At 72.4% G+C, this 25,499-nt stretch carries 21 protein-coding genes; 10 read left to right on the top strand and 11 right to left on the bottom strand.

Going from position 1 to position 25,499, the window contains the following annotated elements; translation table 11 throughout:
* Window positions 1-295: 295 nt before the first annotated feature.
* Entirely contained in the window at window positions 296-1,180 is an 885-nt protein-coding gene (locus HHX40_RS32640) for an aminotransferase class I/II-fold pyridoxal phosphate-dependent enzyme (protein WP_182883654.1), read from the bottom strand.
* Window positions 1,181-1,350: 170 nt separating this feature from the next.
* Here HHX40_RS32640 and HHX40_RS32635 point away from each other — a divergent pair, with 170 nt between their 5' ends.
* Complete coding sequence (locus HHX40_RS32635; RefSeq protein ID WP_182877289.1) at window positions 1,351-2,157, top strand: arylamine N-acetyltransferase family protein; 807 nt, start codon at window positions 1,351-1,353, stop codon at window positions 2,155-2,157.
* 173 nt (window positions 2,158-2,330) lie between these two features.
* On the opposite strand, the gene HHX40_RS32630 is transcribed toward HHX40_RS32635, so the two are convergent.
* Window positions 2,331-2,732 (bottom strand): cobalamin B12-binding domain-containing protein, encoded by a 402-nt coding sequence (locus tag HHX40_RS32630; RefSeq protein WP_182877290.1) that lies wholly within the window; start codon window positions 2,730-2,732, stop codon window positions 2,331-2,333.
* Window positions 2,717-4,363, bottom strand: coding sequence for an acyl-CoA mutase large subunit family protein (locus HHX40_RS32625; RefSeq protein ID WP_182883653.1), 1,647 nt, complete (start codon window positions 4,361-4,363; stop codon window positions 2,717-2,719). Before HHX40_RS32625 ends, HHX40_RS32630 begins: the two co-directional genes overlap by 16 nt.
* 166 nt (window positions 4,364-4,529) lie before the next feature.
* On the opposite strand from HHX40_RS32625, the gene HHX40_RS32620 reads away from it, so the two are divergent.
* From HHX40_RS32620 to HHX40_RS38005, 5 genes are all read left to right on the top strand, one after another.
* Window positions 4,530-5,441 carry an SDR family oxidoreductase gene (locus HHX40_RS32620; RefSeq protein ID WP_138462681.1) on the top strand — a complete coding sequence of 304 codons (912 nt, stop codon included), beginning with the start codon at window positions 4,530-4,532 and terminating at the stop codon, window positions 5,439-5,441.
* 150 nt (window positions 5,442-5,591) lie between these two features.
* Window positions 5,592-6,665 carry a GNAT family N-acetyltransferase gene (locus tag HHX40_RS32615; RefSeq protein WP_182883652.1) on the top strand — a complete coding sequence of 358 codons (1,074 nt, stop codon included), beginning with the start codon at window positions 5,592-5,594 and terminating at the stop codon, window positions 6,663-6,665.
* On the top strand, window positions 6,665-7,963 hold the full coding sequence (locus HHX40_RS32610) for an MFS transporter (protein ID WP_182883651.1): 1,299 nt from the start codon (window positions 6,665-6,667) through the stop codon (window positions 7,961-7,963). The genes HHX40_RS32615 and HHX40_RS32610 overlap by 1 nt, the downstream gene beginning before the upstream one ends.
* Window positions 7,964-8,024: 61 nt before the next feature.
* Window positions 8,025-9,041 carry an aspartyl/asparaginyl beta-hydroxylase domain-containing protein gene (locus HHX40_RS32605; protein ID WP_182883650.1) on the top strand — a complete coding sequence of 339 codons (1,017 nt, stop codon included), beginning with the start codon at window positions 8,025-8,027 and terminating at the stop codon, window positions 9,039-9,041.
* Between the two features lie 67 nt (window positions 9,042-9,108).
* Window positions 9,109-10,065, top strand: a complete 957-nt coding sequence (locus HHX40_RS38005; RefSeq protein WP_182883649.1) for a GNAT family N-acetyltransferase — start codon at window positions 9,109-9,111, stop codon at window positions 10,063-10,065.
* Between the two features lie 43 nt (window positions 10,066-10,108).
* On the opposite strand, the gene HHX40_RS32595 is transcribed toward HHX40_RS38005, so the two are convergent.
* The 6 genes from HHX40_RS32595 to HHX40_RS32570 form a co-directional block, all read right to left on the bottom strand.
* Window positions 10,109-10,885: a cyclase family protein gene (locus HHX40_RS32595; protein WP_182877296.1), complete on the bottom strand. Its 777-nt coding sequence runs from the start codon at window positions 10,883-10,885 to the stop codon at window positions 10,109-10,111.
* A 1-nt stretch (window position 10,886) separates the two neighbouring features.
* Complete coding sequence (locus HHX40_RS32590) at window positions 10,887-11,285, bottom strand: Rieske (2Fe-2S) protein (protein WP_111701505.1); 399 nt, start codon at window positions 11,283-11,285, stop codon at window positions 10,887-10,889.
* A 93-nt stretch (window positions 11,286-11,378) separates the two neighbouring features.
* The gene (locus tag HHX40_RS32585; protein WP_220499861.1) at window positions 11,379-12,986 is read right to left on the bottom strand and encodes an FAD-dependent monooxygenase; all 1,608 of its coding nucleotides are present in this window, start codon (window positions 12,984-12,986) and stop codon (window positions 11,379-11,381) included.
* The gene (locus HHX40_RS32580; RefSeq protein ID WP_220499860.1) at window positions 12,983-14,380 is read right to left on the bottom strand and encodes a hypothetical protein; all 1,398 of its coding nucleotides are present in this window, start codon (window positions 14,378-14,380) and stop codon (window positions 12,983-12,985) included. The genes HHX40_RS32585 and HHX40_RS32580 overlap by 4 nt, the downstream gene beginning before the upstream one ends.
* The gene (locus tag HHX40_RS32575; protein WP_220499859.1) at window positions 14,346-15,587 is read right to left on the bottom strand and encodes an aminotransferase class V-fold PLP-dependent enzyme; all 1,242 of its coding nucleotides are present in this window, start codon (window positions 15,585-15,587) and stop codon (window positions 14,346-14,348) included. The genes HHX40_RS32580 and HHX40_RS32575 overlap by 35 nt, the downstream gene beginning before the upstream one ends.
* Window positions 15,584-16,291 (bottom strand): tryptophan 2,3-dioxygenase family protein, encoded by a 708-nt coding sequence (locus HHX40_RS32570; protein WP_182883648.1) that lies wholly within the window; start codon window positions 16,289-16,291, stop codon window positions 15,584-15,586. Before HHX40_RS32570 ends, HHX40_RS32575 begins: the two co-directional genes overlap by 4 nt.
* A gap of 181 nt (window positions 16,292-16,472) precedes the next feature.
* Between HHX40_RS32570 and HHX40_RS32565 the strand changes: the two genes are divergently transcribed.
* The 3 genes from HHX40_RS32565 to HHX40_RS32555 all read left to right on the top strand — a co-directional run bounded on the left by HHX40_RS32565 (window position 16,473) and on the right by HHX40_RS32555 (window position 21,892).
* A complete protein-coding gene (locus HHX40_RS32565) occupies window positions 16,473-17,852 on the top strand; it encodes an alpha/beta hydrolase family protein (protein ID WP_182883647.1) in 1,380 nt (459 codons plus the stop codon).
* Between the two features lie 103 nt (window positions 17,853-17,955).
* A complete protein-coding gene (locus tag HHX40_RS32560) occupies window positions 17,956-20,691 on the top strand; it encodes an alpha/beta fold hydrolase (protein ID WP_220499858.1) in 2,736 nt (911 codons plus the stop codon).
* A gap of 13 nt (window positions 20,692-20,704) precedes the next feature.
* Window positions 20,705-21,892, top strand: coding sequence for an ABC transporter permease (locus tag HHX40_RS32555; protein ID WP_310738381.1), 1,188 nt, complete (start codon window positions 20,705-20,707; stop codon window positions 21,890-21,892).
* A 212-nt stretch (window positions 21,893-22,104) separates the two neighbouring features.
* Here HHX40_RS32555 and HHX40_RS32550 read toward each other — a convergent pair whose 3' ends face one another.
* Window positions 22,105-22,692, bottom strand: coding sequence for a flavin reductase family protein (locus HHX40_RS32550; RefSeq protein WP_182883645.1), 588 nt, complete (start codon window positions 22,690-22,692; stop codon window positions 22,105-22,107).
* A gap of 379 nt (window positions 22,693-23,071) precedes the next feature.
* On the opposite strand from HHX40_RS32550, the gene HHX40_RS32545 reads away from it, so the two are divergent.
* Window positions 23,072-24,268 carry a glycerophosphodiester phosphodiesterase gene (locus HHX40_RS32545; protein WP_259404118.1) on the top strand — a complete coding sequence of 399 codons (1,197 nt, stop codon included), beginning with the start codon at window positions 23,072-23,074 and terminating at the stop codon, window positions 24,266-24,268.
* 434 nt (window positions 24,269-24,702) lie between these two features.
* Here the strand turns inward: HHX40_RS32545 and HHX40_RS32540 are convergent, their stop codons facing one another.
* Window positions 24,703-25,380, bottom strand: a complete 678-nt coding sequence (locus tag HHX40_RS32540; RefSeq protein WP_182883677.1) for a methyltransferase domain-containing protein — start codon at window positions 25,378-25,380, stop codon at window positions 24,703-24,705.
* Between the last annotated feature and the right edge of the window lie 119 nt (window positions 25,381-25,499).

Raw genomic sequence — 25,499 nt, 5'->3', positions numbered from 1 at the left:
GCCGCCCCCGCGCCGCCCGCGCCGTGGCGGGCACCGCAAGGGCGTCGAAAGTTTTCGTTAGAAGAGGGAAACGTTTCGAGAACTCGCTCGGAACGATAGGTGAACCGCAGATGTCGGTCAACGAACCGGTGGCATGCCCTCCATACCGCCGAAGAGCGATCTTGCCTAGTAGAGGGTCGTTGACAGGCGGAATGACGAAATCTCCGGCAGGAGTCAAAGGTTCCGCGGGCGGGACGCTGTGGCCGCCGTTCGGAGAAACTTTCAGCGTCCGCCGGCCGGGAGCAGGAGCGCGTGGTCAGCCGGAGGCCGGGAAGGCGGCCAGGATCGACCGGAGCCGGGAGAGGAGCGCGGCCACGTCGTCCTCCCGCCCGACCGGCACGCGCAGGTGGTCGCGCAGCCCGATGGGAGTCATGTCTGCGGCCCAGGCGTGGCCGCCCGCCCGCAGCTCGTCCGCGACCCGCGACGCCACCCCGGGCAGCCGGACGAGCACGAAGTCGGCGGAGGAGGGGAGGAACTCGACGCCCAGTTCCGCCAGCCCCCGGCACAGCGACTCCCGGGCGGACCGGTTGGCGGCGCGGAGGCGTTCCAGCAGGACCATGTCATGGGAGGGCGGGGCGGCGGGCGGACGCGGCGCGGCCAGGCGCCCCACCACCGCGGGCGCCCCGATCAGATAGCCGAACCCCGGCGACCCGTAGGTCCGCAGCACGCAGACGTCGGTCCCGTACCGCGCGCCCCACCGGGCGGAGGTGAAATCCGGGCCCAGCGCGAACTCCGCGCTCGACTCGTCGAACACGACGAGCGTGCCGTACCGCCGGGCCGCGGCGCAGAGCGACCGTACGGCATCCGCGCCGAGCACTCCGCCCGTGGGATCGTGCGGGTTGGCCACGATGACCATGCCGGCGCCGCGTGCCATCCGCGCGCACAGCTCCTCGGCGCAGATCCGGTAGTCGCGCAGGGGCAGTTCCACGAACGGCACCCCGGCGGCGCGCAGGCTGTCGGCGTGCCCGCGCCGCGTCTGCGCGTTGATCACGACGGGCCGGGGATCGGCGCGGCGCGAGGCGGCGAGCAGGCGGATCAGTTCGTCGGCGTCCGCGGCGACGGCGACCCTGTCCTGCCCGACGAAGTGGCGCCGGGCGATCCGCCCGGCCAGGTCCGGGCCGGAACAGGACAAGGTGCGCATGGTCGTCCTCCTGCCAAGGACCACAGGGGCCAACAGGGCTGCTCGCACCGTAGCCGAGCGCGCTATCAGGGTGGTCTCACCGCCGCCGCGGCCTCAGGTCCGCCTCCGCGTGGTCTCGGACGGCTCTCGCGGGCCGCCTCCGGCGCGCGCGCGATGGCACGATCGAACGCATGGACCAGCGGATGATGCGAGCCTATCTCGACCGCATCGGCGCGCCGGCGCCGCGCGCGGCCGACCTCGACACGTTGCGTGAGCTGCACCAGCGGCACCTCTACCACGTGCCGTGGGAGAACATCTACACCCGTCTCGGCACGCCGGTCACGCTGGACGAGGACGTGTTCCTCGACAAGCTCGTACGGCTGCGCCGCGGCGGCGGGTGCTACGAGCTCAACGGCGCCTTCGCCGCGCTGCTGCGCGAGATCGGGTACGAGGTCACGCTGCTGGCGGCGGCGGTGTTCGAGGAGGACGGCACGCCCGTCTTCCCGCTCGACCACCTCGTCCTGCGGGTCGACCTGGACGGCCCCTGGCTGGTGGACGTGGGGTTCGGCCAGTTCAACGTGTTCCCGCTGCGCATGGACACCGACGAGCCGCAGCGCGACCCCGGCGGCGAGTTCCGGGTGGTCGAGGCCGGCCACGGCGACCTCGACGTGTACTGCGACGGCAGCCCGCGCTACCGGGTCGAGGCGCACCCCCGGCGGCTGCGCGACTTCGTGCCGTCCTGGGACTGGCACCAGGTGTCGCCCGAGTCGTTCTGGAACGCGATGGACCTCTGCTCGCTCAGCACCCCCGACGGCCGGGTGACGCTGCACGGCAACCGGCTGATCACGACGTCGGGCGGCCGTACGACGGAGGTGACGCTGGAGGACGAGCAGGCGGTCGTGGCGGCCTACCGCGACATCTTCGGCATCCACCTGGACCGGTCGCCGGGAGCCTGCTACGCCGAGCGCTTCGCGACGACGGAGTCCCTCAACGCCTGAAGCGCGACCTGAAGCGCGTGACCGCAGCCCCAGGGCCTCGCGCGGCCGCCACCCCCGGCGCCCGGCGTACGCGACGCGACCCGCGAGGCCCCCGGGGAACGCCACCGGCTCGGTTGCAGAGCCCGGTGGCAGAGTTCGGTGGCGGGCTCAATGGTCGAGCTCAGTGGTCGAGCTCAGTGGTCGAGCAGGGCGGCGACGTCGTCGACGATGACGTCGAGGCGGCTGCCGGTGCCGAAGATGCCGTCCACGCCCAGGGCCAGCAGCGTGTCCCGGTCCTCGGCCGGGATCGTGCCGCCGACGACCACCCGCAGATCCCCCAGCCCTTCGGCGTCCAGGGCGCTCATCAGGCGACGGCACTCCTGCAGATGGTTGCCCGTCAGAGAGGACAGGCCCACCAGGTCGGGCCGCTCCCGGCGGACGGCGGCCACGAGGTCCGCGGGGGTGGTGTGCCCGAGATAGACCACGTCCATCCCGGCCTCCCGCAGCCCGTTGCACACCACGATGGCGCCCCGCCAGTGGGCGTCCATCCCCAGCTTCGCCACGACGCCCTTGCGGCCGCTCAGCACTCCTGCCACAACGGGAACTCCCATCGTCCCAGCTCGTCGCGGAACACCCGGCCGAGCTCGCCCAACGTGACATCCGCGTCGACCGCGTCGAGGACCGCCGGCATGACGTTCTCGCCATCCCGGCACGCGCGGGCGACCAGCTTCAGGGCGACGCCGGCCGCCTCCCGGTCGCGGCGGGACCGCGCCCGCTCCAGGGCGGCCACCTGCCGTTCGAGGCTGCCTTCCGGCAGCTCGAAGCGGTCCAGCTCCTCGGCGTCGCCGTCGAGTTGCGTGTTGACGCCGACGACCAGCCGCTCGCCGTTTTCTATCGCCTTCTGGTCGGCGAAGGCGGTCCGTGCGAGCTCCGCGTGCACCCATCCCCGCTCGGTCGCGGCCACGATGCCGCCGAGCTCCCCGATGCGCTCCAGGACGCGCCGCGCGCGCTCCTCAAGCTCGTCGGTGAGGTACTCCACGAGGTAGCTGCCGCCGAGCGGGTCGGCGACCTTCGCCACCCCGGTCTCGTGCAGCAGCACGTACTGCGTGCGCAGCGCGGTCAGCGCGGCGTGCTCGCTCGGGATGCACACCGCCTCGTCGTACCCGTTGACGTGCAGTGACTGGGTGCCGCCGCACACCGCGGCGAGGCCCTGCAGGGCGCTCCTCGCGATGTTGACGTGCGCGTGGCGGGCGCTGTTGGTGACCCCCGACGTCTGCACGTGGTAGCGCAGCAGCTGCGCCCGCGGGTCGCGGACGCCGAGCTCGTCGCGCACCCAGTGCGCCCACATGCGGCGCAGCGCGCGATACTTCGCGACCTCCTCGAAGAAGTCGCTGTGGGCGCTGAGGAAGAAGGTGACCCGGGCCAGGACCGGCTCGGCGGCGAAACCGCGGTCGAGCAGCGCCCGTACGACGGCCTGCCCGTGGGCCAGGCACAGGGCCATCTCCAGGACCGCGTCCGCGCCGGCCTCGCGGTAGTTGTAGCCGCTCACGCTGACGGGGTTCCAGCGCGGCATCGTACGCAGCGCGAACTCGGCCAGGTCGCACGCCAGCCGGAAGGACCCGGCGGGCGGCAGCGCCTCGGGCGCGATGGTGATCGCCGTCTCCATCAGGAAGTCGTTCTGGCTGGTGCCCGCGAGGCGGGCGGGCGCGAAGCCGCGCCGCTCGGCCGACCGCACGTACATGGCGAGGTGGGGCACCGCCCCGATGGGCTGGGAGGAGACCAGGGAGACGCTCACCTCGTCCAGCGGGATGCCGTCGAAGAGCGTGTCGAAGTCGCCGCGCAGGTCCACGGCGACGCCGCCGCGGCCGACGTCGGCCCCGGCCCTGGGGTCGTCGGAGTCGAAGGCCCGCAGGCTGGGATAGTCGAAGACGCCGTTGATCCCGGTGGCCCCGCCGTCGAGCAGCATCCGGTAGCGGGCGTTGGTCTCCTGGGCGGTGCCGAACCCGGCGAGCTGCCGGATGGTCCAGGGACGTTCGCGGTACATCCCCGGACGGATGCCCCGGGTGTACGGGAACCCGCCGGGCAGGCCGAGCCGGTCGTCCGGTCCGCCGGCGGGGTCGCTGGGGTCCCGCCGCGCCGTACCGGGGACCGCGACCTCCGGCAACGGCACACCGCTCGCCGAACGGATCCGCGCGTCCTCCGCCGGCTGCTCCATCACGCCGTCCATGAGGCCGAGGCTGACAGGTGCGCGCGGGGGTGACCAATCGCCGAGAGCGTCCCGAGATCGGCCGGAGTCGCAGGTGAGAGGGCGTGCGGCGGGCATCCGCACCTGACCTGACAGACTAGGGGTCATTCCCCCTTGCCAGGGCCGACCTCGTCGTACGGTTTGCTCCATGACTGGATCCTTGACGGGCAAGGTCGCGCTGGTCGCCGGAGCGACCCGAGGAGCGGGCAGAGGCATAGCGGTCGAACTGGGCGCCGCGGGCGCGACCGTCTACTGCACCGGGCGGTCGAGCGGATCCGGGCGCTCGGAGATGGACCGGCCGGAGACCATCGAGGAGACCGCGGCCCTGGTGGACGCGGCCGGTGGCCACGGCATCCCGGTGCGGGTGGACCACCTCGTGCCCGACGAGGTGCGGGCGCTGGTCGCCCGCATCGAGAAGGAGCAGGGCGCCCTGCACGTCCTGGTCAACGACATCTGGGGCGCGACCAAGATGGAGTGGGACAAGCCGGTCTGGGAGTCGGACCTGGAGTACGGGCTCCACCAGCTCCGCCTGGCCGTGGACACCCACGCGATCACCAGCCACTTCGCGCTGCCTCTGCTGATCAAGAACCCGGGCGGCCTGGTGGTGGAGGTGACCGACGGCACCGACGAGTACAACGCCGCCAACTACCGGGTCTCCTTCTTCTACGACGTGGCCAAGGGCGCGGTCAGCCGCATCGCCTTCGCGCTGGCGCACGAGCTGAAGTCGTTCGGCTGCACGGCCGTGCTGCTCACCCCCGGATGGCTGCGCTCGGAGTTCATGCTGGAGCAGTTCGGCGTCAGCGAGGAGAACTGGCGTGACGCCACGAAGTTCTCCCCGCACTTCGCCATCTCCGAGACCCCCGCGTACGTGGGGCGCGCCGTCGCGGCGCTGGCCGGCGACCCCGAGGTGGCGCGCTGGAACGGCCAGTCGCTGTCCAGCGGGCAGCTCGCGAAGGTCTACGACTTCACCGACGTCGACGGCAGCCAGCCGGACGCGTGGCGCTACCTGGTCGAGGTGCAGGACCGCGGCCTGCCGGCCGACACGACGGGATATCGCTGACCGTCCGTCCGCCTCGGACGGCGGCGGGGAGACCGGGGTGAGAGCCCCCCTCGTTAGCGTGTGGCGGCGCTCCGACTCGCGGGCGTCGCCGTGGAAGAAGACGTCGCCGTCGAAGGCGAAACACGGCCGGGCTGAGGAGGAAGAACCGGTATGACGACGCTCACCGATGTCGCCTCCGGATGGTCGCTGTCCGACCACGTGCCGGACCAGGTGATCGCGAGCTGCCTCTACGACTCCCAGGGGTGGCTGCGCGAGTGGGAGAACAACCCCATCGAGCACCGCGTGCGCCACGCCTACGTCCACACCCGGCCCGAGGGCGCGGACGGGTCGTCCGTGCTGCCGCTCTACCTCACCACCCGGTCGCCCTTCTGGCACGGGTACGAGGTGCAGGTCGACCTGGTGGGCAGGTTCGGCAACCCGATCATCTTCGCCGGGTCGACGTACTCGATGTACAGCAAGCGCGGCCCGGTGCCCGCCGATCTGATCCGCGGCGCGTACGACACCGCGATGGAGTGGATCGCCGACGGCGAGGCGGAGACGCTGGTCGTGCCCAACCTCACCAAGGCGGGCGTGGCCGACTGGGTGGCCACCGTGGGCCCCCCGACGGGCCGGGTGCTGCTGGAGCGCACGTACTCCTGCGAGATGTCGCGCGACTACGAGGCCCACGTGCACGAGCGCCTGCCGAACAAGATCCGGCGGGACGTCGCGCGGCGGCTGCGCCGGGCAACCGAGCGCGGGCTGCGCGTCGAGATGGTCGAGGGCGACGCGGCGCACGACCTGGTCCCTGCGGCCTTCCCGCTGACCGTCGACACGAGCGACAAGAACGACTGGCCCGCGCTGTTCGACCAGGAGGCGCTGCACTCCATGCTGCGCGTGCCCGGGGCGATGCTGCTCACCGCGAAGCTCGACGATCGGCTCGTCGGCGCGTTCTTCGCGTTCCGCCGCGGCGACGAGGTCACGTACATGTGCGGCGGGGTCGAATACGCGACGCTGAACGAATACAGCACCTACATCGCGCTGATGTACGGCGGCACCCGGTGGGCCTACGAGAACGGCATGCGCCGCATCGAGTGGGGCCGGGACAACTACCGCTTCAAGGAGCGGCACGGCCTGACCGGGACCAACCTGTACGCCCTGGTCTACACGCCGCGGCCGCAGCCCGACCTCAGCGTGGACATCGCACACATGCACTGGGTGCTGTTCGACTACATCGAGGCGCATTGATGACGCCTGCCCGGAGGCGTGCCGCGCTGCTGCTGATCGCGGTCATGAGCGTCAACGCCTCCTACACCGTGCTCATCCCGTTCGTGCCCGAGCTCCAGCACCGCGCGGGAGCCGACCCGACGGTGATCGCGCTGACCTTCGCCCTGTTCGCCGCGGCCAAGACGCTGTCCCAGCCGCTGGGCGGGCTGTGGGTGGACCGCTGGCGGCCGGGGCACGTCGCGTTCGTCGCCCAGCTGATCGCCGCCGCCGGCATCGTGATCACGGCGGTGGCCCGCGACCCGCAGACGCTGCTGGCGGGCCGCGTCTGCTGGGGGCTGGGGGAGGGGCTCGTGACGCCCGCTCTCTACGCGGGAATGGGCCTGCTGTGCCGCCGGTACGGCCTGTCGAGCAGCCGGTTGATCGGCAACTTCGGCACCGCCGCGATGGCGGGCTTCCTGATCGGCCCGCTGGTCACCGGGGTGGCCGCGCCGCTGGGGCTGGAGGCGTTGTTCTTCGCGGGTGCCGCGGTCACGGCGGTGACCGCCTTCGGGCTGTTCCAGGCGATTCCCCGGTCCGGCGAGGAAGGGCCCGAGGAGGCCGAGGCGGACGACGCGCCGGCGGCGGACGGCGCGGGCGCGGGCTCGGCGGGCCCCTGGTGGTTGTGGGTGCTCGCGCTGGGCGCGCTGGACCTGTTCGCCAACGTGATCTACTCGGCCTTCGAGCCGATGCTGCCGCTCTACCTGAGCGCCGGGCGGGACGGCTCGGTACGCGGCACGATCTCGGTGGTCTTCTCCGTCGGCCTGGCCACCTTCGCCCTGTTCACCTGGGCGCTCGGCCGCTACACCGAGCGGCTGCGGCTGATGACCCTGATCCGCGCCGGCATGACGCTCATGGCACTCGGCCTGGCGGGCCTGACCCTGAGCGCGGAGGTGGTGCCGGTCGCGGCGTCCTTCGTCCTGTGCATGGCCGGTGCCGCGGTGCTCTACCTGACCGCTCGGCGGGGCCTCATCGAGCTTCGCTCGGCGATGAGCCGTCAGGGGAAGGCGTTCGGGCTGTTCGGTTTCATCGGCGACTCCGGCAACGTGATCGGCCCGATCATCGGTGTCGCCCTGTTCGGCTGGACCGGCGCCACCTCCTTCCTGCTGCTCGGCGTGCTCTGCGTGGTCGCGCTGGTGGGGCTGGCGGCGGTGTCCGGGCGGTTCCGCGGCCCGCGGGCGGCCGAACCCACGGCGACCGCCGGAACCACCGGAACCACCCCGACCCCCGAGAGCACGGAGGCGGCGGTGGCGGCGCAGGAGACCTCGCAGAGACCATCCTGATATCGGCTCGGGTGACAGTGATCGTCGGACTTGTCGAGCAGAATGCGGAGAGATCGAGCTCATGAGTGTCACGCACCAGCAGGTCTTGGAACCCATCGTCTGCGGTCATCCCGCGGCCGCCCGGTTGCTGCCCACCTTCGACGTCGCGCGGCTTCTCGAGGATCTGGACCGCCTGGACGACCACCAGTGGTCGTTGCAGCAGACCTTCACCTCCGCCGGGCTGGCCGAGCGGGCACCCTACGACTGGCGCGCGCTGCCGCTCCGCAGCCCGACGGGCCGTCCCGAGCGCACCGACCCCGGCGGCGCGGGCCTGGACGAGTTCGCCGACACGCCCTGGCTCGCCCAGGCCCCCTACTTCGCCGAGATCCTGGCCTCGGTTCCGGCCCCCCTGCGCTGCGTGCGGTTGCTCGCGCTCGGGCCGGGCGCGATCGGCGAGGTCCACTTCGACACCAAGGTCGGCTTCCCGTGGGGGAACCTGCGGCTGCACGTGCCGATCACGACCAACCCCGGGGCCGCCCTGATCATCGAAGGGGTGGAGCACCGGTGGCAGCCGGGCACGTTCTGGTTCGGCGACTTCGGCCGGTGGCACCAGGTGCTCAACACCGGCCAGGACAAGCGCATCCACATGATCGTCGACACGCTGATCACACCGGAGACGCTGAGCCTGTTCCCCCCGGACTTCCTCGAGACGCTGTCCGCCGACGAGGTGCTCTACGCCCGCCCCACGGCGCCGCTGGACGACCCCGAGCGCTACCACTGCGCGTTCGAGATCCCCGCGTCCTTCGCCGACTGGGAGGAGGCGGAGGGCCAGTTCCTGCTGCCCCAGCCGAAGCTCGCGGCGACCGTGAACAGCGACGACGACGGTAACCGCCTGGTCCTGACGCTGGACGGTGAGCCCACCTTCGGTCTCGTCCACGTGGGCGAGGGCGAGTTCCGCTTCACCGGCTGGACGGAGGAGCGCACCATCCAGGTCGTGCCCGACGGCGCGGCCCCGACCGTCATCCTGCGGACCCGCAGGGGGACGGCCGAGCGCCGGCTGGAGGTCCCCGCGACCCGGCGGATCCCGTCCGCGGCGTGAACCGTCGTCCCGTCCCGCCGGGCGGCGCGGCCCGGCGGGACGGTCACGACCGGCCCAGGAGGAGACAGTGAAGATCGAGACGGTGAACGGCCTGACGATTGGGCTGGTCGACGTCGGCGAAGCCGAGAACGGTGACTGGGAGCGCCACCAGGGCGAGCTGGACCTGGTCCGGGTCGTGGACCCGCCCCCGGAGTCGTGGCCGCGGCTGCGCGCCGCGGGTTTCGCCGTCCACCCCTCGTGGATCACGTGGATGGCCCCGGTCGCCGCGTCGGAGGAGGAGTTCCTGAGCCGGCTGTCGGTGCAGGAGCGGCGCAACGTGCGTCTCGGGTTGCGCTACGCGGCCGGGCGCGACGTCCGGATGGACGTGGCCGACCCGGTGGACGACCTCGTCTTCGACGACTTCCTCAAGCTGTACGAGCCGCACATCGGCGGCATGCGGCACGGCGTGCCGTACGCGAGCATGGAGCGCGAGGAGATCCTCGGCATGCGCGAGGACTACTTCGCCGTCCAGGCGTTCGAGGACGACACGCTCGTGGGGTGCTGCATGTGCCGCAAGCGCGCCGACGCCTCGACCGTGGTGATCCGGTTCGTGACGACCACCCAGGACAGCCGGCAGCACCGCATCGTCCGCGCCATGTACATGCGGGTGTTCGCGAAGGCCCGCGAGCTGGGGTACCGGAGCGTGTCCCTGGGCACCGACCCCGCGCTCTACGGCCACATCGCCAAGCCGGGGCTGTTCCGCTTCAAGAGCCGGCTGGGCTTCACCCCGATCCCGGCGCGGTTGTTCGGCACGATGGACGACCCCGACGAGGCCACCCGGGTGCTCCGCCTGGACACGCTCACCGAGCCGTCGCTGCTGATCTCGTACGCCATCGCCGACGACGCGGGAGCCGGCGAAATCACCTTCGACACCCCGCTGCGCCTGGACGTGCTGACCGGCGAGGACACCACCGACCCGGAGCAGGACCTGGGGCCGTACCGGGCGCCGTTCCTCACCGGCGTCGGCCTGGTGCGGATCGGCTGAATCCCCGTCCGGCCCCCTCGCCCGGTCCCTTGCGGGAGCGCCGTCAGGCCGGTCCCTGATGCTCCACCAGGGCGAGCGCCCTGGTGGGGCTGCCCGAGCCGCCCACGATGGGCAGCGGCCCCACCATCAGCACGGCGCCGGTGGGCGGCAGCAGGGAGAGGTTGCGCAACTGCGTCAGGCCGTACTTCCCCGCGCCGTGGAAGTACCAGTGGCAGGGGTACGGACGGTCCGTGAACTCGCCCGCGAGGCCGGCGTCGGTGCCCACGGTCTCCACGCCGATGCCGATGACCGGGGTCTGCTCGGCCAGCCAGCGCGCGCACTCCGGTGCGACGCCGGGCGTGTGCCCCTCGTTGAGGAACCGCGCGGGGTCCTCGCGGCGGGCGTCCCAGCCGGTGCGGTAGAGCAGCCAGCCGCCCTCCGGAAGCTCGCCGTGGCTCTCCTGCCAGCGCTCGACGTGCTCGCGGCGCAGCAGGAAGTCGGGATCGCCCGCCGCCTCCGCGGTGAAGTCGAGCACGACGGCCGGTCCCACGAGACGCCCGGGCGGCACCTCCGACACGTCGTGGGTGCCCTTGCCCGACAACCAGTGCACGGGCGCGTCGAAGTGCGTGCCGGTGTGCTCCGACAGGCGGATGTTGTTCCAGTAGACGGTGGGCCCGGCGGCGTCGTAGTCGCTGATGACCTCGCGGGAGAACGGCCACGGCTGGCCCCGCTCCGGCGGCAGCTTGATGATCGGCGTCTGCTCGGAGAGAGGGGCGGTCAGGTCGACGACCTCGACGACGCCGCGGCGCATCGCGTGGACGAGCTCGGTGAGCAGCCCCATGTCAGGCCACCACGATCTCGTCGCCGGACACCTTCAGCTTGAAGGCGGGCAGCGGCTGGTCCGCCGGGCCGAAGGTGACCGATCCGTCGGTGATGGCGAACCTGCTGACGTGGCAGGGGCAGACGATCTCGCCGTCCGACACCTCGTCCACCCGGCAGCCCCGGTGGGTGCACAGCGCGGAGAACGCCTTGAAGGTGCCGGCCTCCGGCTGCGTCACCACGACGTCGAGGTCGGAGAGCACGTGCCCGCCGCCGACGGGCACGTCGCCGGTCCGGCCGAGGGAGGTGCCGCTCGGCGGCGCGTCCGCCGTACGGGCGACCTCGCACCCGGAGAGCGCGGCGGCCGCGGCGGCCGCGCCCGTCCCCGCGAGTACGGCGCGTCGGCTGTAGGTAGGGCTCATCGGTTACCTCCGGGGAAGAACCCCGCCTCCGGCGGGGAGGAATCGGACCTGGTCGGGAGGACGGGTGGGAGGACAGGTGAGATGAGGGGGCGGTCAGCCCTTCGCGAGCGAAAGCTCCCCGGCGGACGCCGAGGCGCGCAGTGCGGCCGCGAACCGCTCGCCGGACCCGCCGGTGGCGGACAGGTGGCCGTCGGGCCGGGCCAGCCACCACACCGGCTGGTCCAGCCCGCCGTACGTCTCCGGCAGCGCCGGCCCGGTGGCCCGGGCGAGGGTGGTCCCGGCGGGCGCCGCGGCCGCCGGGGCGTCCGGGGGGACCACGATCACGAGGCGGGCGGGGAGGTCCCACGGCCGCGCCCGCGCGGCCTCGACGACCGGGAGCGCCTCGGCCACGCCGGGTGCGAAGACCAGGCCGGTGAATCCCGCGCCGAGAAGCCGGCGCAGCCGGGTCGGCACGCCGTCCACGGTGACCTCGCCGTCGGGCGCGAACGCTCCCAGCAGCGGGTGTCCGCGCTCGACGATGGGGGAGTCGGTGTAGGTGTAGGGCTCGGCCATCTTGCCGCTGTTGACGTGGCGGCGGGCGAGGCCGAGGATGCGCGACAGGCGCAGCAGCGCCGCGCGGGTCCAGCGCCTGACCAGGTTGGGCGGCACCATGAAGCGGATGGTCGCCTCGGTCACCCGCAGGTTCTCCAGCGCGGCGGCGTACCGCTCGGTGTGGTAGCTGTCCAGCAGTTCCTCGCCGCCGCGGCCGGACAGGACGAGCGCGAGCTTCCAGGCGAGGTTGTCGGCGTCCTGGATGCCGCTGTTCATGCCGCGCGAGCCGTACGGCGGCAGCGCGTGCGCCGCGTCGCCGGCGAACAGCACCCGGCCCACCCGGAGCCGCTCGACCACCCGCTGGTGGAAGCGGTAGGTGCTGACCCAGTCCACCTCGTACGGAATGTCGCCGATGACCGCCCTGACCCGCTGGTCGAACCGGCCGTCCGCGCGCTCGGCGTCGATGTCGGCGTCCGGCGGCAACTGCCAGTCGATGCGCCAGATGTCGTGCGGCTGCGGGTGCATGACGAGCTGCCGGCCGGGGTTGAAGTGCGGGTCGTAGTGGAAGTGGCGCTCCTGCGCCAGCGGCAGCTTGGCCTTGATGTCGGTGATCAGGAACCGGTCGCGGTGGGTGTAGCCGGTCCACCGGACGCCCATCAGCTCCCGGAGCCGGCTGCGCACGCCGTCGCAGGCGACGAGGTAGGAGAAGGCGAGCTCCCGCTCACCCGTGCCGGTGCGCACGCGGACGGTGACCCCGTCCTCGTCCTGGCGCACGTCGGTCACCTCGTGGTCCCACCGCAGCTCGCAGAGGGGCTCGGTCTCCGCCGCCCGCACCAGGATCTGCTCGATGCGGTGCTGCGAGATGTTGACGAACGGCCCGAAGCCGGGGCCGCGGGGATACCGAGCCGCCCTGATCTCCCGGTTGCGCACATAGGTCCGGGCGACGTCCCAGGTCACGCCTTCCTCGGCGATCGGGTCCGCGCAGCCGAACTTGTCCAGCACCTCCAGCACGTCGCCCTGGATCAGGCACGCCTTGGACCCCTGCTTGACCAGGTGCGGGTTCGCCTCCAGCAGCACGCACGGCACTCCGTGGTCGGCCAGCCGCAGCGCCGCGACCAGTCCCACCGGCCCGGCGCCGACGATGCCGACCGGTGCCTCGATTCCGCTCACGGCGCCCTCCTCGTCTCCTTGTCGGCCTCCAGGACGGCCTCGCCGTCCGCGTGCAGGCCGTTCTCGCCGTTGCCGTGCAGGCCGTTGTCGTGCAGCCCGTTGCCGTTGCCGTTGCCGTTGGCGTGCACACCGTTCGGGTGCAGGCCGCCGCCGGGCACGCCGTTCTGCAGGGTGCGGAACACCGGCAGGTCGCGGACGGCCGCCAGGTAGGGCGTGCCCTGCGTGTATCCGGTGCCGGAGGCCTCGCCCAGCATGCGTACGGCCAGCCGGTAGTGGGTCTGGCGCCAGCGGGCGAGGGTCCGCGCGAAGGACTCCATCGCCGCGCCCAGCCGTACGCGGTCCGGCTCGGGCACGCCGGTGCCGAGCAGCGCGGCGCAGGCCTCGTCGAGGGTCTCCTGACCGGCCAGCACCCTCATGCGCACGTCCGGCACCGAGAAGTACGCCTGCGAGTCGATCCGGCCCGGGTCGGGCATGCTGCACAGCGACTCGACCAGCTTGTAGTTGCGCGACTGGATCGCGCTGGCGCCCTCGGTGAACTGGCGGAAGGTGCGGAACGCCTCGACCTGCATGGTGGCGAGCATCGAGAACAGCGGTCCCGACTCCTCCAGCGCGGTTCGTGAGCCGTCGAGGAAGTACACCGCCCGGTCCACCTCGCCCTGCCGCAGCGCCGCGATCGCGCCGCGCAGGTGCGTGGACAGCAGCGCGAAGGTGGTCTCGAACGCCTGGAGCACGCGCAGGAAGAGGTACTCGTCGTGGATGGTGTCGACGGGCAGGATGCTCAGCTTCATGGCCCGCCGCTCGGCGAAGGACATGTCGCCGCGGACCGCCGCGCACGCCTGGCGGGCCTGGTCGGCGGGGCCCACCTCGGTCAGCCCCGAGTCGAGCGCCATCCGGCCCAGCACCGGCCGCAGCACCCGCAGCCCGTGCCGGTAGCGCTTGCCGACCACGGCCGCGTCCGGCCGCATGCGGGGCAGCAGCGTCGTACGGCCGTCCTGGGCGGCCAGCTCGAAGGCCAGCGCGTCGGCCACGAGCTGGGCGATCAGCCGGTCGCACCGCGGCCGCGCGAAGAGGGCCTGCTCCAGGGGGTCGTCCGGCCCGGGGAGCTGGAGCAGCGACAGCGCCAGATACGTGGGGTAGTCGTAGCGCTGGTCGGGTTTGTCCAGGGCGGTGTCGAGGAAACTGGCGAGCGTGTGGACGTGCGGCCACGGTCCGTGCAGGGACGGCAGCAGCGTCCGCGCCTCCGCCAGCATCCGGAGCAGTTCCGGGGGCACGAAGTGCTTGCCGACGTGGTGATACTCGCGTACCACCGCGGCGTAGGGGAACTTCATCAGGTCGGGATTGCGCAGCCAGGAGCTCAGCTCAGCTGTGGACACGGACACCACCGCACGATCCATGCTTGCTTCGGTACGCCGAGACGGCCGCGCACAGAGCCGCGACGTCGCCGGCGTCGTTGTAGAAATGACACGAGATCCGGACGTACCGGCCGCGTGGGCTTACGCTGACGCCGTGTTCGGCGAGGAACCGGGCCAGCGACTCGGGCTCGGGGTCGAAGAGGCACAGGTGCGCGCCGCGGGTCCGCCGGGGCGGCAGCACGACCTGTTCACCCCGTTCGCGCAGGCCGCCGGCGGCCAGGTCGGTCAGGGCCAGCACGTGGTCGCGCACCTCGGCGAGGTCGAGCGGCTCGACGAGGTCGAACCCCGCGTTGGCCGCGTAGGCCGCCGGCACCGCGGGCGTCCCGGTCTCGAACCGGGTGGCCGCGGCGGGGAAGTCCAGCAGGCCTACGTCGAAGGCGAAGGGATCGACGCGCCCGAACCACCCGGTCAGCACGGGATCGAGACCGAGTGACCCCGGCGCGCGTACGTAGAGGAAGGCCAGGCCGGGCAGGCCGAGCAGGTACTTCATGGTGCCGGCCACCAGGAAGTCGCAGCCGAGTTCGTCCACCCGTACGGGCCGGACCCCCACGGCCTGGTAGGCGTCCACGAACACCGGGGCACCGGCGGCGTGCGCGATCGCCGCGATCTCGGCGACCGGCATGACGCGGCCCTCGGCGTAGGTCACCAGCGGTACCGACACGAGCCGAGTGCGCTCGTCGATCAGCGCGGCGTAGTCGGCCACACAGTCGCCGGCCCAGTCGCCGGCACCGTCGTCGCCGTACCCGTCGCCGTACCCGTCGGCCGTCTCGTCCACGGGTTTCCCGGCACAGGGAGCGTGGACGACCTCCGTGCCGTCGCGGCCCTGCGCGAGCCACACGTGGGAGATCGACGGGAACTCCGCTGTGCTGCTCACGATCCGGTGCCGTCCCCGCCGCCGGCCCAGTGTGGAGGCCACCTGGTAGGCCCCGACGGAGGCGTTGGGCACCACGGCCACGCGCTCGGCGTCGGCGCCGATGAGCCGGGCGAACCGGGCGCGCGCCCGGTCGACCTGCCGCGAGAACCGCTCCCACGCGCCCGCCCCCAGGGTCATGTCCGCCGCCATCCGGCCCAGCGCGTGGTCGAGGTCGGTGGAGCGGGCGCCCAGGCTGCAACTCGACAGGTGCACGGTGCGTTCCAGCATCGGGAAGCGCCGCCGGAACGCCGCCGCGGCGCTGCTCGTGCCGCTCATAACGCGGTCTCTGCCATGGGGCCGGTGCGGGTGAGCTCGTCGCGCAGCTGCCACAGCTCCGGGAAGAACTTGTAGTTGATCAGGCTGGCCAGGACGTCCACGGGGGTCCCCTGGGTGCCCACGACCTGATGCCCGATCACCCGCGTCGCCATCTTGTAGTGCCGTACGCGCCACAGGGAGATGCGCTCGTCCCACTCGATGAGCGCCTCGGCCAGCCGGTGTTCGGGGCTGTAGAGCCCGCTCCGGTACAGCTCGGCGAGGTCGAGCCCGCGCCGCCGGACCATGGCGGCGAACGCCGCTTCGAGCCGGCGCCCGCACCCCCGGATGGCCCGCCAGCCGGGTGAGTCCGCGCCCGAGCCGTGCCCCAGCACCGTGCGGATCAGCTGGAAGTCCCAGGGCGACAGGTGCCGCATCATCTCCAGCTGGCCGGTCACCAGCTCGATGCCCAAGGACGCCCGGCCGAGCAGGCCCGTGGCGCTCTCCAGCTCCTCCGCGCCGATGCGCTCGGCGGCCTCGTCGAGGTCGGCGCAGGTGAGCTTCAGCCACAGTTCGGTGGTCTGGTGCACGACCTGGAAGAGCAGCTCGTCCCGGTGCACGACCTCGTCCGGGCCGCGTTGCAAGGACAGCAAGGTATCGGTCCGCATATACCTCGCGTAATCGGTGTCACCCTCGCCGGTGAGCACCTGCTTGGAGTAGTCCTTCATGTAGCGAACCCCAATGTCTCACTCGTCGACATTCATGGGGCGACGGTACGAGGACGTCCTATCATCCGGGTCTCAGTGAATTGCCGGTTATGCGCGGGCGTACGGAGAATCGGAGACCCGGCACAGCCGGGCCGTCAATTCTTCCGCAGGGCGAATCGACAAACAATGGACGGGAGAATCCATGTTTGCTGCCCGGAAACTGCTGGGCCTTGTCGGCGTATTGCTGATGACGGCCGCGCTCACGCTCGCGCCGGGACCGGCCGGAGCCGAGGAGGTGACGTTCACCAGCGACGGAACGCGATTGAACGGCACCGTTTTCGCTCCTCCCGGGACAGGCCACCGGCGTCCCGGCCTGGTGCTCGTCTCCGTGTCCGGCTGGCTGCCGCGCGAGGAACTGCACAAGATGGTCGCGCCCTTCGTCGAGGCGGGCGTCGTGACGTTCGTCTACGAAAAGCGGACGGCCGGATATTCGGCGACGCAGCGGTCCTATTCCCAGCTCGCCGACGACGCGCTGGCCGCGGTGCGGCTGCTGCGCGCCCGCCCGGACGTCGACCCGGATCGGGTGGGGCTGTGGGGCATCAGCGAGGGAGGCTGGGTGGCGCCGCTGGTGGCCGCGCGCTCGCCGGAGGTCGGTTTCGTGGTGCTGCTGGCGGCCAGCGGCGTGCAGCCGGCCCGGCAGACGGCCTGGCACCTCGACAACCTGCTGCGGCACGACGGCGTGTCCGGCCCGCTCGCGCTCAACGGCGTCCGGCTGGCCGAGGGTCTCGGGCAGTTCCCCGAGGCCGCCTTCGATCCCGCGCCCGCGCTGACCCGGGTGCGTCAGCCGGTGTTCGCCGTGTGGGGGGCGGACGACCACACCGTCCCGCCCGCCGAGTCGATGGCGGTCGTCCGGAACGCGTTGGAGCAGGGCGGCAACCACGACTACACGATGCGGGTCGTCTCCTCGGCCACCCATCCGCTCGCCCGCGGCACGACCTGGATCGTCCCCGAGTTCTACGACCTGGTGACGGCGTGGCTGAAGAGCCCGAAGGCGGCCGGGCGGTCCGACGCGCCGCCCTCGCAGGAACGGACCAGCCTGCCCGTCGAGCCGCACACCTGGTACGAGTCCGCCTGGGCGCAGGGCGGCGCGCTGCTGCTGATGGCGGTGCTGTTCTCCGCCTACCTGGGCGCCGGGCTCGTCGGGCGGAGGCGGCGGCGCCGGGCCGCGGCGGCATGGGGGCCTGAGGGGGCGCAGCAGGGGCCGGAGCGGGATCCGGGCATGCGCCGGACCGCCCGTCTCCTGGCGGTCTGCGGGCTGCTCGCCCCCCTCGGCCTCGTCTGCTACGTCGTCGCCCTCCTGCTCACCCAGAGCACGGGCGCCGTCGGCGGGGTGGTGGTGCCCTACCTGGCGCTCCGGGGGGTCGTCCTGCTCGCCGTCGCCGCGATGGCCTTCGTCGCGGCCGCATGGTGGCGCGCCCGGCGGCACATCACCCGGGCGGAGCGCGTACGGCTGGGCCTGCTCCTCGGCGGCGGCGCGGTGCTGCTGCCCTGGGCGGCCTACTGGGGCCTGCTGTTCGGATGACCCGTGGCGACATCGACCAGGGGACATCTGGCACACCCCGTCCACGACCCGTCGGGCACGACCTAAGACCCAGGTGATAACCCGTATGTCTAGCGTCGCAGCCGTGGCACTTCTCGGGTGGCTGAAACCGCAGCGGGCGCGATTCCGGGTCGCCGCGCTCGTCGTCGCCGCGCTCGGCGTGACCGCCCTGACCCTGCACACCCAGCGGCCCGCCGAAGTGCGCGTGGAGAGCGCCTTCGTCGAGGTTCCCGCCGGGCCCGGCGCGTCCGGGCAGGTGAGCCTGGACACCAGCCTCTACCTGCCGACGCGCACCCCCGCGCCCGCGGTCCTGCTGGCCCACGGGTTCGGCGGCGACAAGCACAGCGTGGACGCCGAGGCGTACGAACTGGCCGAGGCCGGGTTCGTCGTGCAGACCTACACGGCGCGCGGCTTCGGCCGCAGCGGCGGGCGGATCGGCCTGAACGACCCCGATCTGGAGGTCGCCGACGCGCGGCGGCTGCTCGACCGGCTGGCCCGCAGGGCCGACGTGCTCAAGGACGGCCCCGGCGACCCCAAGGTGGCGGTCTCCGGGGCGTCGTACGGCGGAGCGCTGTCCCTGCTGCTGGCCGGGCTCGACCGCCGGATCGACGCGCTCGTCCCGGTGATCACCTACAACGACCTGATGCAGGCGCTGCTGCCGAACTCGGCCGGCGCCCCGGCGGCGGCCACGCCGTCCGCGACGGCCTTCGCCGCCGGCGGCGTGTTCAAGAGCTCGTGGGCCGGCTGGCTGTATTCGATGGGCTTCGGCAGCGATTCGGGCGGCGGGGGCGGGCAGTTCGGCGACTCCCCCCAGTGCGGCCGGTTCACGCCGGAGATCTGCCGCGCCTACACCGAACTGGCCACCACGGGCACGCCGACCCCGGCGCTGGAGCGGCTGCTGCACCGGCTCTCGCCCACGTCGGTGGTGGGCCGCATCACCGCGCCGACCCTGCTGGTGCAGGGTGAGCAGGACACGCTCTTCGGGCTCGACCACGCCGACGCCACCGCCCGCCAGATCGCCCGCGCGGGCACCTCGGTGCAGATGGTGTGGTACGCGGGCGGCCACGACGGCGACCGTCCCGATGCCGCGCTCCGGGCGCGCATCGCGGACTGGCTGCGCCTGCGGCTGCTCGGCCGGGGGACCGATCCCTTCGGCCCCTTCGAATACCAGGTGCAGGGCTCGATCCGGCCGGACGGATCGGCGGCGGTGCGCACCGTGCGGGCCCGCGCCTACCCCGGCCTGCTCTCCGGCGCGACCGGAAGCTGGTCCGCCCAGCTCATCGGCGGCGAGCAGACGATCGTCAACCCGCCGGGAGGCCAGCCGGCCGCCGTGAGCGGCATCCCCGGCCTGAACGGCTACCTGTCGCGCACGCCGTGGCTCGCCTCGATGGTCGGCATGGACCTGCCCGGGCAGTCGGCGAAGTTCTCCACCGCCGCGCTGAAGGCGCCGCTGCTGGTGGCCGGCGTGCCCACCGTACGGCTGCGGGTCTCCGCCGTCGGCGCGCCGGGGGACGGCGCGCTGTTCGTCAAGCTGTACGACAAGGGCCCCGACGGGACCAGGACTCTGCCCGGAAACGGGGTCGCGGCCGTCCGGCTGCCGTCGCTGCCCGCCGACGGATCCCCGGTCGAGGTGAACGTGAGCCTGCCCGGCATCGTCCACTCCGCGGTGAGCGGGCACGAGCTGGAGCTGACCGTGGCGACCACGGACCAGACGTACCGCCCGTCGTCCGCCCCGGCGGTCTACCGGGTGGCGGTGATCGGCGCGCTGCGGGCGCCCGTCGTGCCGGGCACGGCGATGGAGACGGCCTGGCCGGTCGGCAAACTCCTCGGCATCGCCGCCGTCCTCGGTGTGGGACTGCTGCTGAGCGTGCTCGCGGGCGTGCGCCGCCGGCAGCCCGACTTCGATCCCGCGCTGGCCGGCACCCCGCTGGTCGTCGAGGGGCTGACGAAGAGCTACCCCGGCGGGGTGAAGGCGGTGGACGGACTGTCCTTCCGCGTCGGGCGCGGCCAGGTCCTCGGCCTGCTCGGGCCGAACGGCGCGGGCAAGACCACGACCCTGCGCATGCTGCTCGGGCTGGTGAAGCCCACGGCGGGCACCGTGCGGGTCTTCGGGCACCGGGTCACGTCCGGCGCTCCGGTGCTGTCGCGGATCGGGGCCTTCGTGGAGGGCGCCGGCTTCCTCCCGCACCTGTCGGGGGCCGAGAACCTGCGCCTCTACTGGGCGGCCACCGGCCGGCCGGCCGCCGAGGCCCGGCTGGACGAGGCGCTGGACATCGCCGGCCTGGGCGACGCCGTGGAGCGCAGGGTGCGCACCTACAGCCAGGGCATGCGGCAGCGGCTGGCCATCGCGCAGGCCATGCTGGGGCTGCCGGACCTGCTGGTGCTCGACGAGCCCACCAACGGTCTCGACCCTCCGCAGATCCACCACCTGCGCGGGGTGCTCCGGCGGTACGCCGCGACCGGCCGTACGGTGCTCGTCTCCTCGCATCTGCTGGCGGAGGTTGAGCAGACCGCGAACCGGGTGGTGGTCATCCACCGGGGCCGCGTGATCGCCGACGACGCCGTGGGCGCCATCACGGCGGGTTCGGGAGAGACCGGATTCGCCGTGGACCGCCCCGACGTCGCCGCCGGTCTGCTCCGCGCGGTGCCCGGCGTGTCCGACGTACGCGTCGAGGAGGGCACCGTGTACGCCAACCTCGACGGCGTCGCCCGTGGGGAGACCGTGCAGCGGCTGGTTCTCGCGGGCGTGGCCGTCGACCGGGTGGCGCCGCGGCAACGGCTGGAGGAAGCCTTCCTGCGGCTCGTCCAGGAGGAATCGTGAGGAGTGTGACCCGGTGACCGCTCCGGAACGCGAGGCGACGACCACCCGCCAGGATGTGACCACGCAGGACGCGGGCGGTCCGGTCCGCGACGTGCCGCCGTACGACGGAGGCGCGGCGACGACCGGCCAGAACACGGCCTCTCGCACCGGCCGCGACGTCGGCCAGAACTCCGACCGCGACACGGGCCGGAGCGCGGGCCAGAACCTCGGCCCGGGCCCGGGCATCGGCCACACCACCGGCCGGAGCGCGGGCGGGGACCTCGGTGCCGCCTTCAGCGTCTCCACCGGTGCTTCGGCCGGCGCTTCGATCGGCGCGGACAGCGAGGCCGGTGCGGACGTCGAGGGCGGTGCGGACGCCAGGACCGGCGCGGCGGCGGGATACCGGCCGCGGGGAACCCTCCGCGTCCTGGTCGAGCTGCGCAGACAGTGGCGCCGCAGACGCACCCAGCTCGTCTTCGCACTGATCGCGCTGCTGCCGCTCGTGCTGGTCGCGGCCTTCGAGATCGGCGGGCAGGACCCGGCGCGCAGCGCGGTGACCTACGCCGACCTCGCGGTCACGAGCGGCCCGAACTTCGTCGTCTTCACCCTCTACCTGGCGGGTTCGCTGCTGCTGCCGGTCGTGGTCGCGTTGTTCTTCGGGGACGCGGTCGCGAGCGAGGCGTCGTGGTCGAGCCTGAAATACCTGCTGGCGATCCCCGTGCCCCGGCTCCGGCTGCTGCGCCAGAAGGCCGTGACGGCAGCGCTGCTCTCCCTCCTCGCGCTCGGCCTGCTGCCCGTGGTGGCGCTGATCGCCGGCGTGATCTGGTACGGCCCGGGCGACGCGACCAGCCCGGCCGGAGACGCGGTCCCCTTCGGCCGCAGCGTGGTCATGCTGGCGGTCGCCGTGGGCTACACCGTGGTGCAGCTCGCCTGGGTGGGGGCCCTCGCGCTCTGGCTGTCGGTGACCGTCGACGCCCCGCTCGGAGCGGTCGGCGGCGCCGCGCTGGCGTCGGTGCTCTCCCAGATCCTGGACCAGATCACCGCACTGGGGTCCTTCCGCGACCTGCTGCCCACCCATCACGCCTGGGCGTGGATCGGTCTCTTCGCCACCGACGCCGACGTGACCGGCATGGCCGACGGCCTGCTGGTCTCACTGGTGTACGCGCTGGTCTTCGGCGTGCTCGCCGCCTACCGGTTCAGCCGCAAGGACATCACGACCTGACCACCAGGCGAGGCAGCGGCAGAGCCGCCTCCCGGGGCGGCGTGCGGAGCGGACGCCAGAGGCAAGCGCAAGAGGCGGCGCCACAGGCAGCGTCTGAGGCGCCTTTGAGGGCGCCTTTGAGGGCGCCTTTCGAGGGCGGCTTGAGAGGCGGGCGTCAGAAGGACGACTGGGAAACGCTTGGGGGACGCACGGGGGAACGGTCAGGCGGAGCGTCAGGCGGTGGCGCCGAGCCCTTCGCCGAACCCTTCTCCGATGCTGTCGTTGAGGCGGCGCAGCGGCGAGACGCGGGCGGCGCCCCGGCGGTGCCAGACGAGCCCGCCGCCGTCGCGCCTGTCCGGGCTGACCACGCGGACGACCCGGGCCAGCAGGATCGTGTGGTCGCCGCCGTCCAGTGCGCCGGCCGGTTCACAGCTCACGCGCAGCCGTACGTCGGTCAGCTCCGGCGCCATGCCGGGGTGGACGTCCAGGCCGCGGAACCTGTCGACGGGTGAGGCGAACCGCAGGGCCAGATCCTGCTGGCCGGGTTCGAGCACGTGCAGGCACAGCTCCCGCGCGCCGACGACGGCGTCATGGCTCAGGTTGGCCCGGTTCAGGCAGACGAGCAGCATGGGCGGAGACAGGGAGACCGAGCACACGGCGTTCACGGTCAGGCCGCACATCCGGCCGTCCGGCGCGTAGCACGTGAGCACCGTCAGCGGTGCCGCCATCTGCGCCATCGCCTCGCGGAAGGTGTCGCCGTCGACCGACGGGGCGATGTCCGGCAGGGGTGTCGTCCTCGGGTCATCCCGTCGAATGATCACCCTCCGACCGTAACGGGGCTGCCTATCATCCAGCTCTCGCCGCCCGGCGGGAGATGCCCTCCGCGCAGGTCACAGGCCCCGGCGCGAGACCCCGCCCGCGATCCGCCCGCGATCAGGCCGTCATCCGCTCGCGAGCCAGCCGGGCAGGCCGGCGCGGCACAAGGCAGGGCAGACCAGGGCTGGCAGCGGAGCGCAAGGCAGCACAGTGCATGCACCAGCGCAGGGCGCGGCGGGGCTGTGCGGTGCAGTGCAGGACGAGAACGTCACGAGAGCACGCCGAGCCTGGGCGCTGGTGCAATTGCATCGCCGGTCCGCCCGCCGCCTGCCGCGCGTGGGCCGGACGTGCCACCCGGAAGCGTCCAGTCGAGGAGATCGCGTCATGACATCGAACCCGCGGAGGCTTCCTGCGCCACCCGCTCCCTCAGAACCGGCGAACTCGGCGCCCGTCCGCCTGCGGTCACGGCGGGGGAGGGCGGCGCGCGCCGGCGCGGCCGTGGCGATGGGCGTGCTGGCGACGGTCGCCGTGCTGCCCGCCGCGGACGCCACCGCGCAGCGCAGCGGTGTCCTGGGCGGCCAGACGTCCGGGCCGGTGATCATCGCGCATCGCGGCGCCTCGGCGTACCGGCCCGAACACACCCTCGCGGGGTACGAACTGGCGGTGCGCATGGGGGCGGACTACATCGAGCCGGACCTGGTGCTGACCAAGGACGGCGTCCTGGTGGCCTCCCACTCGCCCGAGATCGGCTCGACGACGGACGTCGCGAACCACCCCGAGTTCGCCGGGCGCATGAAGACCAGGAGTCTCGACGGCTGGGAGATGACCGGCTGGTTCGCCGAGGACTTCACGCTGGCCGAGCTGAAGACCCTGCGCTGCAGGGAGGACGAGCCGTCGATCCGCCAGCACACCACCATCTACGACGGCCGCTACCAGATCCCGACGTTCCAGGAGATCATCGACCTGACCCGGCGGCTCTCGCGGGAGCTCGGCCGGGACGTGGGCATGTATCCGGAGACGAAGAACCCCACCTACTACCGCAAGCTCGGCATGCCCATCGAACCCAAGCTCGTCCGCGCGCTGGAGGCCAACGGGCTGAACACGCCGCGGGCCAAGGTGATCGTGCAGTCCTTCGAGGTGGGAAATCTCAAGGAACTCCACAAGCGGCTGCGGGTGCCGTTGATCCAGTTGCTCTACAAGGACGGCGCACCGCCCGACTTCGCCGAGTCCGGTGATCCGCGCACCTACGCCGACCTGGTCACTCCGGCCGGACTGCGGGAGATCGCCGCCTACGCCGCCGGCATCGGCCCGGACAAGGACATGGTCATCGGACGGAACCCGGACGGCACGCTGGGCCAGGCCACGAACCTGGTCAGGGACGCCCACCGCGCGGGCCTCGTGGTGCACGCGTACACGTTCCGCGCCGAGAACGACACCCTGCCGAAGAACTTCCGGTCGTCGGACCGGGACGGCGACTACGGCGACCTGTTCGGCGAGCTGAAGAGGTTCTTCGCGGCGGGCGTCGACGGGGTGTTCACCGACAACACCGACATCGGCGTCGCGGCACGCGCCGAACGCTGACCCGCCGCCCATCCCTGCCGCCCGTCCCCGCCGTACGACGCCGCGCGAACAGCGCCGTACGGATCGGGGGCGGGCCTCTCGTGACGCGCCGGGATGGCGGTAACCCGGACGGAGCCCCGCGGATCGGGGGAATCTACGGGCGGAGCGTCAGGAAAGGGGCACCGCGGCAGTGCGGCGCTTCTCGGGTCGCAGGGAGAAATGCCGGGTTCGGGGAAACGGCGTGGCGGCCCGCGGGCGACGATGAACCGGGTGGGGCGTCAGGGCGATTGTCCGCGCCGCACGCGAATGGGGGTGCCGAACACGCGGAGGGTCGCGTGGGCCGGGAGGGTCGAGGCGGTGTCCTGCCCAGATTCGCGAACAAGGCGCGTGGCGTGGGGAGAACCGCGAGGAGTGAGGGAGAGGCTTTGGGGGAATCCTGGACGGACTTCAGCCGATCACGCGTGCGCGGTGCCGTTCGAGCCGGCGAAGGCGAGATCCCGCCGCCGCGGCGCGCTCACCGTCACTTCGAGCAGCATGTGCTCTATGTCGAGTTCTCCTTCCCGCACCGTCCGGTCGGCCAGCAGGCGCAGGCTGCGGTCGCCGTCCCCGGCGCCCCGCAGGAGGGCCACCAGATCGCCGCGGGTGCTGAAATGAATGAGCGCGACGCCGTCCGGGGTGAGCCAGTTCGGCACTTCCTCGAGAAAGCGGCGGTGCGCTTGGTAACCCGCGTCGACGTACGCCCGATCGTGCATGTTGGCGTATTCGAATCCGGGCGGGGCCAGCACGTAATTTGAACTCCAGAAAACGAGGTCGAAGCGCTCGCCTTCCCCGAGTGACGTGAACAGGTCACTGCATCGGGCGTCCACCCGGTCGGCCACACCGTGGCGCGTGGCGTTCATCGCCGTGTTGCGGGCCGCCTCCGGGTTGATGTCGAGCGCCACCACGTTCGCGCACCCGGCCAGCGCGGCCGACACGGAGATCAGTCCGGTGCCCGATCCCATTTCGAGAAGGGAGCCCCAGCGGGGAACGTCCGGGTCTTCCACGAGCCCCAGGAATCCCATCGCGATCTGAGTCGAAGGAGAATAGATCGGAGCGAAAACCTCGGGCAGGAGGTCCCATTCTCGGTCGTACATGCTGAACACGCTCGGACGGTCGGTTCGCGTTCGCGAGCGCTGACTTCGTTCTAGTGAACGTAAGTAACTCTTTGCCTCCAGGGTCACGTTGTTTCTCTCCCTCCTTGTCGGCAATACGG

Origin of the sequence: Microbispora sp. H10949, from assembly GCF_014161435.1 — a bacterium.
GTDB classification, from domain to species: domain Bacteria; phylum Actinomycetota; class Actinomycetes; order Streptosporangiales; family Streptosporangiaceae; genus Microbispora; species Microbispora triticiradicis.
This window is presented reverse-complemented; position numbering and strand designations above follow the sequence as displayed.